Below are 11,708 nucleotides of genomic sequence, written 5' to 3'. Positions count from 1 at the left end.
CCTCATGACACTGGAACCGACCCGAATCAGGCTCGCACGTGAACGTGTGGCACTGAGCAGGTCAGCGCTGGCCGCGTCACTGGGCGTGGGCGAGCGGGAACTGGCCCAGGCCCCCGAAAAATTGAGTACTGCGTTGGCGCAGACGCTAGGTTGTGCCGAGCAATTTTTCCGCCTTCCCGCCACCTCAGGGATCGACGCTGAACGGATCTTCTTCCGCAGTCCGCGACGTACCAGCAACGCGCAGAAGCTCGCCGCAGCGGCCGCCGGGCGCACCGGTGTGGAGCTATACCGACTGATCACCCAAACTTTCCATTTTCCACCGACCGAAGTGCCGGAACTGACCGGCTACAACCCGGCTGACGCGGCAGCACAATTGCGTTTGGACTGGGATCTTGGCTGCGGGGCGTTACCCGACGTACTGCACCTGCTTGAATCTCACGGGGTGAGGGTGCTCAGTTTGCCCGCCGAGCTCGACGCGGTGAAAACCTTCAGCTTCTGGGAAGAGGGCCAAGCGTTCATCTTCCTGGCCTCGGGCACTAGTGCGGCGCAACGCTTTGCGTTGGCCCATGAGCTGGGGCACCTGGTACTGCACTCGTCGCTGAGCCGAAATGGGGAGCAGATCGCCCACGCTGAGTTGGAGGCCGATCAATTCGCCGCGCACCTGCTCATGCCGGCGTTGTCCTTGCAGATTCGGGTCTCGAACCTTTTGCAGATTCCTCAATTGCTCACGCTTGAAAAACATTTTGGGGTGCCGGCCACGGTGATTCTGGCTCATGCTCGAGCGTGTGGGGTGCTGGGCGAAAGCGCCTACACCTGGCTATGCCAAGAGATGCTGCTTGAGCCGGTGCGCAACAGCGCTCCGGAAACCTCGCGGGTCTTCTCGCTGGTCTTCCCTTCACTACAGTTTGACCACCGGGCCAGTACCGCGCGGATCGCCCAGGAATTGGGCCTGACCGAACAGCATATTCACGAACTGACTTTTGGGCAGGCTTTTGTTTTACTCACCGGCGAAAATCAGCAGGATCCTGGGGAGAGTATCCGCGGGCATTTGCACGCGCTGTAGCTGAGGGCGAGCCGGCTATAGGGGGATTCGAGGCTTTTTTCAGGGGCGGCTTCGGGGCCAGGCTTCAGGGGTCGACGATTTCTACTTGGAGCTCGCCGGCACGCCATAATTCCGTCATCCGATCGGCGAGCTGGTCGGCCTTGATGGCCTCGTCGGGCGTCATGAAATACGTGTTGACCCGCAATTTTTGTTCCGGATCCAAGGCCTCGGGCAGTAGTACCATCGGTCGACAGCCCGGGATTTTCACCGCGTGGAACAAGCCGCAATGACGTTCGACGTGATGGACCGGACAGCCCAGGGCGGCCGAATTGATATCCGTGGCGCCACCTTTTTCCCAGGCGTCAAGATGGTCGAGCTCGCATCGTTCAACGGGCATGGAGCAGCCCGGGTAAGAGCATCCTCGATAGGCAGCGCGTAGAGCTCTGCTCTGGGCTTTGGAGAACAGCCGTTGGCTGCGGCCAAGGTCTAGTGGTAGCGATTTGCCGTTGAGGATGACCGGGTAGATTCCCGCCGAACACATCATCGCGCGCACTTCGCCGGGGGCGAGGGTAAATCCCGAAGAGCTGACTGCATATTTTTCGCCTCCTGCCATCATTTTTTCGTAATCCAAAATGACGCTGACTTGACCTGTTGCCAAACCTTTTCGGGTGCCGGTGTCTTGTGCGGTTCGAGATGAATGATCGGCCATCAACAACGCCATCACTCCGATCAGGCGCCTTCGCTCCGGCTTCAAGTCTTCCCACGCTGGCTGCGGGTCGGCCTGTGGAGCAGGTGGAGCTGGTGGGTCGGCGGGCGCGTCGCCCGGATCAGGCGGATCGGGCGGCGGGTCGGTGGAGGAAGAGTCCTGCCGGGCCCAGTCGGGTTTGGTCGATTCGTCATCCCAGCCGGAGCCTTGCTCGCCGGTGAATTCAGCCTCGGTATCTTGCAAGGCGTCGCGGTTGCCGGCCAGCGTGGACGGGTTGGCCAAGGCCGCAAAGAAAGCCTCAATCACCGCCGCCTGTGAGGGCAGGACGCGCAGGATGTACTCAACTAGGCCTTTGCGCAGGCCTCGGCGGTAGAGCCCGACCTCCTCAAGCAGTGCCTTGAGCGGTCGCTTGCCGGCTTTGACCTGCGCGACGAGTTCGCCAATGTGCTTGCGGGCTGACTTGGGTTCGCCGTCAATCATCTGCAGGGCTTGGGATTCGAGCTGCTCTTTTGGGCCTCGCCCGCCGCGCCGTCATCCAGGTCTTTGCGGACCGAATGCAGCTTGGTCGCGGTGGCCAACACCAGGCGAGGATCAACTTCCGGGTTGGCGAATTGCTGCGAGAGCTTGGGCAGCCAGGGCGGAAGCGGTGCGCCGGACTCGTCGATGCCGCCGATGAGGCAGTCGGCCTGAACCAGCCGATCGTTCACCGTGCTGCACGGGATGTCCAGCCAGTCATGCATCATGGCGCGGGCGGAGCGGTAGTGCGTGCGCCCCATGGTGGTGTGCCCTTCGGCGGCGATCAGCTGCTCCACGCTCGGTTCGGCGCCGAGATCGGCGATGATTTGCAGGGAAGTTTGGTCGAGTTTGTGGGCGCCGGAAGTGCGTAGTGCGTGGGCGGCGTGCAGCTGGGCGCGCGACTGGACGGAGGCATGGTTTTCGGTGGCCAACACGAAGTAGGCAGCGTGCCCGGCCGGAAGTTCGGAGGTTGAAAGCACAGCAGTAGCGGACGCGTAAAGCTTGTTGGCCGTGGCCAGATCTTGTAGCGCTTGGGCGGTTGCTGTGCTCATGTTTGTCAGTGTGCGCCGGGGCGCAAGCGCGCGCAGAAACCGCGGGGCGGGATGTGGAGAACTAGCCGTGCAGGCGGTGCCAGAGCAATGCAACTTGCAAGCTGGCTCGGGATTCGGCGGAGTGCAGCCCCACCCCTAGTTTGGCTTCGAGCTTGGCTAAGCGCGTGTAGAGCGTGGGGCGCGAGAGATAGCCGGCCTTAGCTAGGGCGGACTTGTTGCCGCCGTGCGCGAGGTAGAGTTCGAGCAGGTCAAGTGCGGGTTCATCGAGCGGGTCCAGCAACCCGGCCAGTTCGGCGTGGGCAAAGGCGCGCATCCGCGAGTCGTTGCCCATGGCAGATAAAACCCCGCGCAGGCGCAGGTCGGCAAAGCGGTAATAGGGGCGGGCGCGCGTGGGTAGGTGCGGCACAATTTCGCTCACCGCTCGCGCCTGTTCCAGCCCGGTGATGGCGGTGCGCAGGTTGCCTTCGGAACCCACCCCGATGGCCAGCGGGGAACTGTGTTCTTCGGCCAAGCGGCGGGTGAATCCTTGCAGGGTGGAGTCCAGTAATTCGCGGGCGCGCAACGGCAGGATCAGCCCTAAGTACCCGGGTTTAAGCAGACCCGCGAGGAAGCCCAGGTGCAGGATGTCGGCGAGCTGATCGAGCACTTCAAGCAGGGCACGGTCAGCCAGCTGAGTTTGGGTGGCCGTGGCTGCCGCGCTGCTGGAAATGACCACCGGCACGTAGTAGGCGGTGGCGGTCAGGCCCAAGGCTTGGGTCCGGCTGGCCAGCTCCTTGTCGCTGTAGTTATGTCCGGCGATCAGCTCGTGCAAGGTGGCGGTGCGGGTTTGGTAGAGCAGTTCTCGTTCATCGCGCCCGGACAGGCGAGTGATGGTCAGCGCCTGCCCGGCACGCTCAAGGACCATGGCCGCACGTTCATCGTCCGCTAATTCGGTGGGGACGATCAGCCGGCCCCAGCGTCGGCGGGCCGCCCCCACCGGAGTTTGCAACCAGTTTTCCGCCCCCGTGCTGCGCCCGGTGTGCTCCAGGAAGCCGACAAATTTGGAGCGGTTGATCCAGTCATCAAGTTGCGCGCCGGCGTGCGCCAAGACCCGGTGGCGGACATCTTCTAGGACCACCGGGGCGTCCAGTAGCGCGGCGGTGCGGGTGACAATTTGCGCTTCGTCCGCCTCTTTGAGTGAGAGCTCGGTGTAGATTTCGTGCACGGTGCGAGAAAATTGCACGGCTTCAAGCTGTTGGGCGACCAAGAGTTGGTGGATGACCTCGGTGATGGCCACAAAGCGGGTTTGGCGGCGCAGTACGATCACCGGTAAGCCTAGATCTGCGACGGAAAAATTGCTGCCGCTGGTGTTTTCGATGATGACCCCGGATGCGCCGGCGGTGCGCAGGGCGGTGATAAATTCGCGGACGTCGCTCACGTTGCGCAGGGTGGTGAGCATCAGCTCTCCGCCGAGCAGTAGTGCGATGTTTTCGCTGGATTCGGTAACGTGCACCCAGCGCAGTTCGGCGTCCAGGCCGTCAGCGCAGAGCACTTCGGGTTCTGCGCCTTGCACGATGGGCAGGGACAGCACCTCATTAACCGTCAGCATTTTTACACTCCGTCATCGATCGAGCTTAAATCATGACATAGTGCCGGTGTTCTGACTCACTTTTCTCGACCATGATGAAGCCATGACACCTACCGAAAACCTGCAGCACTGGATTAATAACGCCGCCACGTCGACTCAAGATCGCACCGGCAAGATCTACAACCCGGCCACCGGTGAAGTGGCCCGCACCGTGCAGCTGGCCTCCAAGGCCACCACCGAGCTGGCCATCTCTGCCGCCGCCGCGGCGTTCCCTAAGTGGCGCGACACCTCGCTGGCACGGCGCACCGCCATCATGTTCAACTTCCGCCAGTTGCTGACCGAGCGCAAGGGCGAGCTGGCCGCGATCATCACCGCCGAGCACGGCAAGGTGCTGGACGACGCCCTCGGTGAAGTGGCCCGCGGCCTGGAAGTCGTGGAGCTGTGCTGCAACGCGCCGTATCTGCTGAAGGGTGAATACTCGCAAAACGCTTCCACCGGGGTGGACGTGCACTCGCTGCGCCAGCCGGTCGGCGTGGCAGCGATCATCTCGCCGTTTAACTTCCCGGCCATGGTGCCGCTGTGGTTCTTCCCGGTCGCGATCGCCGCAGGTAATACCGTGGTGCTTAAACCATCGGAGAAGGATCCTTCGGCCGCCATCTGGCTTGCCCAACTTTTGCCGAGGCCGGCGGCCCGGAAGGCGTGTTCAACGTGGTGCATGGAGATAAGGAATCGGTGGATACTCTCTTGACCGACCCGCGGGTGAGCTCGGTGTCCTTTGTTGGTTCCACCCCGATCGCCCAATACGTGTACGCCACCGGCACCGCGCATAACAAGCGTGTCCAGGCCTTTGGCGGGGCGAAAAACCACATGCTGGTCTTGCCCGATGCCGACCTGGATCTGGCCGCCGATATGGCGGTGAATGCCGGATTTGGCGCCGCCGGAGAGCGCTGCATGGCGATCTCCGTGGTGGTGGCCATCGATTCGATCGCCGATGAGCTGGTGGCCAAGATCGCCGAGCGCGCCAAGACGCTGCGCGTGGGTGATGGAACCCGCGGCTGCGATATGGGCCCGCTGATCACCGGTGAGCACAAGGCCAAGGTGGCCGGCTACATCGATGCCGGAATCGAGGCGGGAGCGGACCTGGTGGTTGATGGTCGCACCGGCACCGTGGATGCCGAGGGTGAAGGCTTCTTCCTGCACCCGACGCTGTTCGATAAGGTCGGCACCAACATGTCCATCTACACGGACGAGATCTTCGGCCCGGTGCTTTCGGTGGTGCGCGTCCAGTCCTTCAACGAGGGCATCGAACTGATCAACGCCTCGCCATACGGCAATGGCACCGCGATTTTCACCAATGACGGCGGGGCGGCCCGCCGCTTTGAAAACGAGATCCAGGTGGGCATGGTGGGGGTCAACGTACCGATCCCCGTGCCGGTGGGCTACCACTCCTTCGGCGGCTGGAAGGCCTCACTCTTTGGGGATCAGCATGCCTACGGCCCCGAAGGTTTTAAATTCTTTACCCGCAATAAGGTGGTTACCAAACGTTGGCTAGATCCTAGCCACGGTGGCATCAACCTCGGCTTCCCGCAGAACGACTAGGAGCATCATGAGCGAGCAAGTAGCAGCCAACGCAGAAATCAGCGACGCGCAGATCGCAGCCGGGCAGCGTGCCTATGAACTGGATCGTGAGCATGTCTTCCACTCCTGGCAGGCGCAGGGACCATTTACCCCGATGACCATCCTAAAAACCGAGGCGTCCTATGTCTGGGATGGGGACGGCACCAAGCTGATCGACCTGTCCAGTCAGCTGGTGAATACCAATATCGGCCATCAGCATCCCAAAGTCATCGCTGCCATCCAAGAGCAGGCCGCCAAGATCGCCACGATCGCGCCTCAGCACGTCAACGATGCGCGCTCCGAGGCGGCCCGGCTGGTCGCCAAACACACCCCAGGGGAACTGAACAAGATCTTCTTCACCAATGGTGGGGCCGACGCAGTAGAGCATGCGGTGCGTATGGCGCGGGTGCATACCGGCAAGCAGAAGGTGCTTTCGGCTTATCGTTCCTATCATGGTGGCACGCAGCTGGCGGTGAATCTGACCGGAGATCCTCGGCGCTTCGCCTCGGATCAGGGCAGTGACGGGGTAGTGCACTTTTTCCCGGCCTACCCTTACCGTTCCTACTTCAACTCCACCACCTTAGAAGAGGAAACGCAGCGCGCGCTCAAGCATTTGGAGGACACCATCCTGCTGGAGGGCCCGGGCACCATTGCGGCGATCATTCTTGAATCCATTCCTGGAACCGCGGGTATTTACCTGCCACCTCCCGGTTACCTGCAAGGGGTTCGTGAACTGACTAAGAAGCACGGCATCGTCTACATCGCAGATGAGGTGATGGCAGGCTTTGGTCGCAGCGGAAAGTGGTTCGCCGTGGATCATTTTGATGTGGTGCCGGATCTGCTCACCTTCGCCAAGGGAGTGAACTCTGGCTACGTTCCGCTCGGTGGAGTGGCGATCAGCCCTGAGATCTTTGAGACATTCCGCGAGCGCCCTTACCCGGGCGGGCTAACCTATTCGGGCCATCCCCTGGCCTGCGCCGCAGCGGTCGCGACCATCACTGCGATGGAAGATGAGCGCATGGTTGAAAATGCGCAGCGCTTGGGAGAGGAAATCATCGGGCCACGCCTGGCACAGTTCGCCAAAGATCACCCGTCGGTTGGTGAAGTGCGTGGCACCGGAGTGTTCTGGGCGATCGAACTGGTAAAGAATCGGGAGACTCGTGAACCGCTGGCCGCCTATGGTGGCAGTAGCCCCGAGATGAACCAGGTGATAACGGCAGCGAAGAACGCCGGTTTACTACCGTTTGCTAACTTCAACCGGTTGCATGTGGTGCCGGCGATGAACATCGAAGATGAGGTGCTGATTGTTGCGTTGGATCGTCTGGAGCAAGCACTGATCGTCGCTGATAGTTTTGTCGAATAACCTCTTGCGCTTTTGGGAGGACAATGAGGAATCCACAACTCGGGAAAGGTGATCTGATCTAGTGACGTGGAACTACTACAGGGCTAGGGTAAATACATGGGAGAGTTCCTCAAGGTAGATTTTGCCACGCCAATGCTGTTTCTAGTTGTCGCGGTGATCTTGTTCGTAATTTGTATACCTGTGCTGATCCATGGGCTGGTGCGCCGAAAGAAGTTCGCTACGCTTCGCGACGGTGAACAGACCTATGCACGCCGTGCGTCGATCCGTACTGAATTACTGACCTCAGCCTTGGCCGCTTTGTTAGTGGTGGTTTGCCTCGGTGCTGGATTCAGCGGATACGCTCGCGCCCTGGATCATCTGCAGGCCAACATTGAGCAAGAGTTCTCCCCCACCAAATTAGAGATCCACCATTGGACCGGATCTTCGGCGGTAGCCACCCTCACTCTGCCGGACGGGACTACTTTTGACCCTGCGACGATCGCCGTGGAAGATGACTATCGTCCGGTAATAAATGAAGCACCGCGTAATGATCGGCTGGCAGCGAACCCAGAGCCAACGAGCTAACCCAGATATGAAATACTGATCAACAGAGCATTTAGTGTCAGTAATCTGTGGAAGGAAGACAACAATGATGGGAAATGGTGCGCCAACAGGCGATCCGTTCCAGCCACATTTGGAATGGGGTCTGAAGGCCTCGTTCGTCGGTTATATTTCTTCCTTGGCTGATGGACGCATTGAAGCTAGCAATGGTGTGTGGCAGGCCGGCAATTCATTGGTCTTCCCTGCTTCGCTTTCAGAAGAAGCTCCCGATAATGAGGTGTGGTTTAACGGCCAAGTTTCGTTCTCCGGCCACGGCGGAATGATGAAGCTAGATCTGATTGAGCCTCGCGTGGAAAACCAAGACGACGCAATCAAGCTGACCATCGATACAGCAACTGAGCGTGTGGCTATTGCTGAATTGACTGAGACTTCGGTTTCCCGTGCATTCGGTTTGGTCAAGACTCGCTTCTCTGCAGTTCTTACTGAAGACGGTTCAAAACTCTTCAACGGCCAATACCCAGCTGGCCAAGCGCTTGAAGACCTTGAGGTTGTACTGCGCGGCTAGCTTGGCGCCCTGACTGTTCGTCAACGCGTATATAGCAAGGCAAGAAGAAGTGCCAGCACTGAATTTTCAGTGCTGGCACTTCTTCTTTATGAGACAGTCAGATTGATGCTTACAGGCGAGAGAACTCTGAAGCTCGCGCTACCTGATCATCGGTCAGCGAGTGGCCGGTGTACTTTTCGAACTGTGCTGCGGCCTGGAGTGCAATGACCTCTGCACCAGTAATTACCGGCTTGCCAGCCTTTTGGGCGGCAAGGATCAGTGGTGTCTGGCTCGGGAATGCGACAACATCAAATACGGCTTCGGCAACGTTGATGTGCTCATCGGTGAAGGACTGGGTATCGGCCTGTGCGCCGTCCATGCCCAACGGGGTGACGTTGACGAGAATCTGATGTCCTGGGGCAGGGTCTGCCGCAACGAACTTGTAGCCATACTTCTCAGCCAATTCGGCGCCGGCTTTTTCATTGCGTGCCAGCACGGTGACATCTTCAAAGCCTGCATCGCGGAACGCCGCAACGACGGCCTTAGCCATTCCACCGGAACCGCGGACCAATACGCTGTGGATCTTGTCCAGCTCGTGGCGTGCGATCAACGTTGCGATCGCTTCAAAGTCAGTGTTGGAAGCAACCAAGTGACCATTGGTATTCACGATTGTATTGACCGAATCGATCGCTGCGGCAGACGGTTCAATTTCGTCGACAAGTTTCATCACGTCCTCTTTGAAAGGCATGGAAACGGAGCAGCCACGGATACCCAACGCACGGACACCAGCAATCGCGCCAGCAAGATCATCGGTGGAGAAGGCTTTGTAGATGAAGTTCAGTTCAAGTTCTTCATACAGGTAGTTGTGGAACCGGGTTCCAAGGTTGGATGGTCGACCCGAAAGCGAGATGCATAGGGACATGTCTTTGTTCAAAATTGGCACGTGGAAATCTCCAAAGCTTGTTCGTGGTTCACCACCAAATATACGTGTTTACGAGCTGATTACCGGCCAAATGCTCGCCGGGCCGAGGCATGGTGAGTGGCTCTTTCCCTGCGTCATCTCATTAGCTAAGCTCTGGTTCTATGAGCAAGGATCTTGAATCGGGACCGTTCTTTCACGGCACCAAAGCAGAGTTGGTACCAGGCGATTAGCCGTCTGCGGGATACCCGTCGAATTACCGGCCAGAAGTCATCATGAACCACGTCTACTTCACCGCGCTGTCTGACGGTGCGGGGCTAGCAGCCGAAATCGCGTCCATAGATGGCGCCCCTCATGTTTACGAGGTTGAACCGACAGGCGAATTTGAGGATGACCCCAATGTCACCGACAAGAAATTCCCGGGTAATCCGACTCGTTCCTACCGCAGTACTCACCCGCTAAAAGTGATCCGCGAAGTGCATGACTTCACCCGGCTCTCCCCGCGGAACTTCAAGCCTGGCGCGAAAGAATCGCTGCAATAGCGCAAAGCCCCAAGGGCGAAATCATCAACTAATTACGATTCGCATTGGACTTCAAGCGCGGGCTCGTCCGCCCGTTCTATCCGCACATTGTCATATTCAGTGGCAAGCTGCATCGCTTGGTCCATGACTCTTGACAAGGGTTTGTCCGCAGGATTAGATGAGTAATGAATCACATTCAATTTTGCGGACTTCTTTTCCGAGAAGAGGGATAAGCCTTGATCGCCGACTGGCTCTCAACTGGCATCCTGTCTGCCCAACAAACCGCAAAACCTCAAGGCCCTATGGTCGTTCCGCTGACTTACTAGCTCCCAAAAATGAAGCTACTAATCAAGGAATGAACTAATGCGCACACAGAACCCCATTACCTTTGATCGCCACGAAGAAGCCGCTTCTGCAGAGCACATCGCCGCTTCCCTGACCTCAGCCAAACACACCAGTTACTGGCTAGATAATGCCCGACGTCCTGAACCAACACCGGCACTGCACGGATTCATCACCACTGACCTCTTAATTGTCGGAGGCGGATATACCGGTTTGTGGACTGCGTTGCAGGCCAAAGAGCAAGACCCAAACCGTCATGTTGTTCTTATCGAGGGCCAACGCATTGGTTGGGCGGCTTCTGGTCGCAACGGCGGGTTCTGTGAGGCTTCGTTAGTTCACGGCGAAGCAAATGGGGAGAATCATCTGCCCAAAGAAAATGCCTTGCTCAGTGAACTCGGCGCCCAGAACCTCGATGATTTTGAGGCCACTGTTCAGCGTTACGCCATGGACGTTGATTTTGTTCGGCAGGGCTCCCTGAGCGTAGCCACCGAGGCTCATCAGATTGCTTGGGCTGCGGAGGAAGCTGAAGCACCTGGTGTGGATTATCTTGACAAACACCAGGTCAAGAACGTTATCAACTCACCAGATTTCTTGGCGGGGGCGTTAGACCATCAGTCCACCGCTCTGGTGCATCCGGCCAAATTGGCATGGGAGCTTGCCCGAGTATGCCGCGAGCTGGGCGTTGAACTCTACGAAAATACGCAGGCAACTGAACTGGTAGAAATGAACGAGCAGATCAAGGTGCTAACCACCGACGGGCAAATCTTGGCAGACCGTGTAGCACTGGCTACGAATGTTTTCCCTTCATTGATCAAGCGCCACAGAGCCCGAATCGTCCCTGTCTACGACTACGCCCTGATGACTGAACCACTCACCGATGCGCAGCGAGAAGCCATCGGTTGGGAACAGATGGTCGGTTTGGCCGACATGAACAACCGCTTCCACTATTCACGGCCAACCATCGACGCCGACGGGAATTTACGTATCCTCTACGGCGGCTACGACGCCGTGTATCACTTTGGAGGAAAGGTTCGTTCAAGCTATGACAGCAACCCGGAGACCTTCGAAAAACTAGCTGCTCACTTCTTTGGCAGTTTCCCTGCGTTGAACGGGCTGAAGTTCTCGCATGCTTGGGGCGGCGCCATCGACACCTGCTCACGTTTCTTCTCGTTCTTTGATCTCACACACGGAGGCAAAGTAGCCTACTGCGCCGGCTTCACCGGGCTAGGAGTCGGAGCCACGCGTTTCGGAGCGAAGGTCATGCTGGACTTGCTCGCCGGGGAAAAGACTGAGCTGACCGAGCTGGAGTTAGTGCGCACCAAACCCATCCCGTTCCCACCGGAACCGGCGGCATGGCTGGGCGTGAAACTCATGACCGACCACCTAATTAAAGCGGATCGCAATCAGGGACAACGCTCTGCATTCTTGCGCCTCATGGACAAGATTGGCATGGGATTCGATTCCTAATGACGGAATTTTT

Annotated in this window: 9 protein-coding genes and 2 pseudogenes; 7 read left to right on the top strand and 4 right to left on the bottom strand. The window is 58.6% G+C overall.

The window, feature by feature from the left end; translation table 11 throughout:
• The first annotated feature begins 4 nt into the window (after window positions 1-4).
• On the top strand, window positions 5-1,063 hold the full coding sequence (locus N6V40_RS06645) for an ImmA/IrrE family metallo-endopeptidase (protein ID WP_262199462.1): 1,059 nt from the start codon (window positions 5-7) through the stop codon (window positions 1,061-1,063).
• 64 nt (window positions 1,064-1,127) lie between these two features.
• Here the strand turns inward: N6V40_RS06645 and N6V40_RS06640 are convergent, their stop codons facing one another.
• The 3 genes from N6V40_RS06640 to N6V40_RS06630 form a co-directional block, all read right to left on the bottom strand.
• Window positions 1,128-2,228 carry an HNH endonuclease signature motif containing protein gene (locus N6V40_RS06640; protein WP_262199461.1) on the bottom strand — a complete coding sequence of 367 codons (1,101 nt, stop codon included), beginning with the start codon at window positions 2,226-2,228 and terminating at the stop codon, window positions 1,128-1,130.
• Window positions 2,225-2,815 (bottom strand): hypothetical protein, encoded by a 591-nt coding sequence (locus tag N6V40_RS06635; RefSeq protein ID WP_262199460.1) that lies wholly within the window; start codon window positions 2,813-2,815, stop codon window positions 2,225-2,227. Before N6V40_RS06635 ends, N6V40_RS06640 begins: the two co-directional genes overlap by 4 nt.
• A gap of 61 nt (window positions 2,816-2,876) precedes the next feature.
• The gene (locus N6V40_RS06630) at window positions 2,877-4,403 is read right to left on the bottom strand and encodes a PucR family transcriptional regulator (protein ID WP_262199459.1); all 1,527 of its coding nucleotides are present in this window, start codon (window positions 4,401-4,403) and stop codon (window positions 2,877-2,879) included.
• 82 nt (window positions 4,404-4,485) lie between these two features.
• Here N6V40_RS06630 and N6V40_RS06625 point away from each other — a divergent pair.
• The 4 genes and pseudogenes from N6V40_RS06625 (at window position 4,486) to N6V40_RS06610 (ending at window position 8,467) form a co-directional block, all read left to right on the top strand.
• A pseudogene (locus tag N6V40_RS06625) lies at window positions 4,486-5,981 on the top strand (CoA-acylating methylmalonate-semialdehyde dehydrogenase).
• Window positions 5,982-5,988: 7 nt separating this feature from the next.
• Window positions 5,989-7,362, top strand: coding sequence for an aspartate aminotransferase family protein (locus tag N6V40_RS06620; protein WP_262199458.1), 1,374 nt, complete (start codon window positions 5,989-5,991; stop codon window positions 7,360-7,362).
• Between the two features lie 96 nt (window positions 7,363-7,458).
• Complete coding sequence (locus N6V40_RS06615; protein ID WP_131088995.1) at window positions 7,459-7,926, top strand: hypothetical protein; 468 nt, start codon at window positions 7,459-7,461, stop codon at window positions 7,924-7,926.
• A gap of 64 nt (window positions 7,927-7,990) precedes the next feature.
• The gene (locus N6V40_RS06610) at window positions 7,991-8,467 is read left to right on the top strand and encodes an HtaA domain-containing protein (protein ID WP_131088996.1); all 477 of its coding nucleotides are present in this window, start codon (window positions 7,991-7,993) and stop codon (window positions 8,465-8,467) included.
• A 109-nt stretch (window positions 8,468-8,576) separates the two neighbouring features.
• On the opposite strand, the gene N6V40_RS06605 is transcribed toward N6V40_RS06610, so the two are convergent.
• Window positions 8,577-9,389 carry a shikimate 5-dehydrogenase gene (locus N6V40_RS06605; RefSeq protein ID WP_131088997.1) on the bottom strand — a complete coding sequence of 271 codons (813 nt, stop codon included), beginning with the start codon at window positions 9,387-9,389 and terminating at the stop codon, window positions 8,577-8,579.
• 140 nt (window positions 9,390-9,529) lie between these two features.
• Between N6V40_RS06605 and arr the strand changes: the two are divergent.
• A pseudogene (arr, locus tag N6V40_RS06600) lies at window positions 9,530-9,907 on the top strand (NAD(+)--rifampin ADP-ribosyltransferase).
• Between the two features lie 342 nt (window positions 9,908-10,249).
• Window positions 10,250-11,695: an NAD(P)/FAD-dependent oxidoreductase gene (locus N6V40_RS06595; protein ID WP_262199457.1), complete on the top strand. Its 1,446-nt coding sequence runs from the start codon at window positions 10,250-10,252 to the stop codon at window positions 11,693-11,695.
• Window positions 11,696-11,708 lie beyond the last annotated feature (13 nt).

This window comes from Glutamicibacter sp. M10 (assembly GCF_025452055.1).
Lineage (GTDB): Bacteria > Actinomycetota > Actinomycetes > Actinomycetales > Micrococcaceae > Glutamicibacter.
Note: the sequence above shows the minus strand (reverse complement) of the source record. Positions and strands in the feature narration are given on the sequence as shown.

What these genes read in the sequence shown, in the direction of transcription:
- N6V40_RS06635 (WP_262199460.1), bottom strand. Translation starts at nt 2,815, where the DNA reads ATGAGCACAGCAACCGCCCAAGCGCTACAAGATCTGGCCACGGCCAAC.
- N6V40_RS06610 (WP_131088996.1), top strand. Translation starts at nt 7,991, where the DNA reads ATGATGGGAAATGGTGCGCCAACAGGCGATCCGTTCCAGCCACATTTG.
- N6V40_RS06615 (WP_131088995.1), top strand. Translation starts at nt 7,459, where the DNA reads ATGGGAGAGTTCCTCAAGGTAGATTTTGCCACGCCAATGCTGTTTCTA.
- N6V40_RS06630 (WP_262199459.1), bottom strand. Translation starts at nt 4,403, where the DNA reads ATGCTGACGGTTAATGAGGTGCTGTCCCTGCCCATCGTGCAAGGCGCA.
- N6V40_RS06595 (WP_262199457.1), top strand. Translation starts at nt 10,250, where the DNA reads ATGCGCACACAGAACCCCATTACCTTTGATCGCCACGAAGAAGCCGCT.
- N6V40_RS06620 (WP_262199458.1), top strand. Translation starts at nt 5,989, where the DNA reads ATGAGCGAGCAAGTAGCAGCCAACGCAGAAATCAGCGACGCGCAGATC.
- N6V40_RS06640 (WP_262199461.1), bottom strand. Translation starts at nt 2,228, where the DNA reads ATGATTGACGGCGAACCCAAGTCAGCCCGCAAGCACATTGGCGAACTC.
- N6V40_RS06645 (WP_262199462.1), top strand. Translation starts at nt 5, where the DNA reads ATGACACTGGAACCGACCCGAATCAGGCTCGCACGTGAACGTGTGGCA.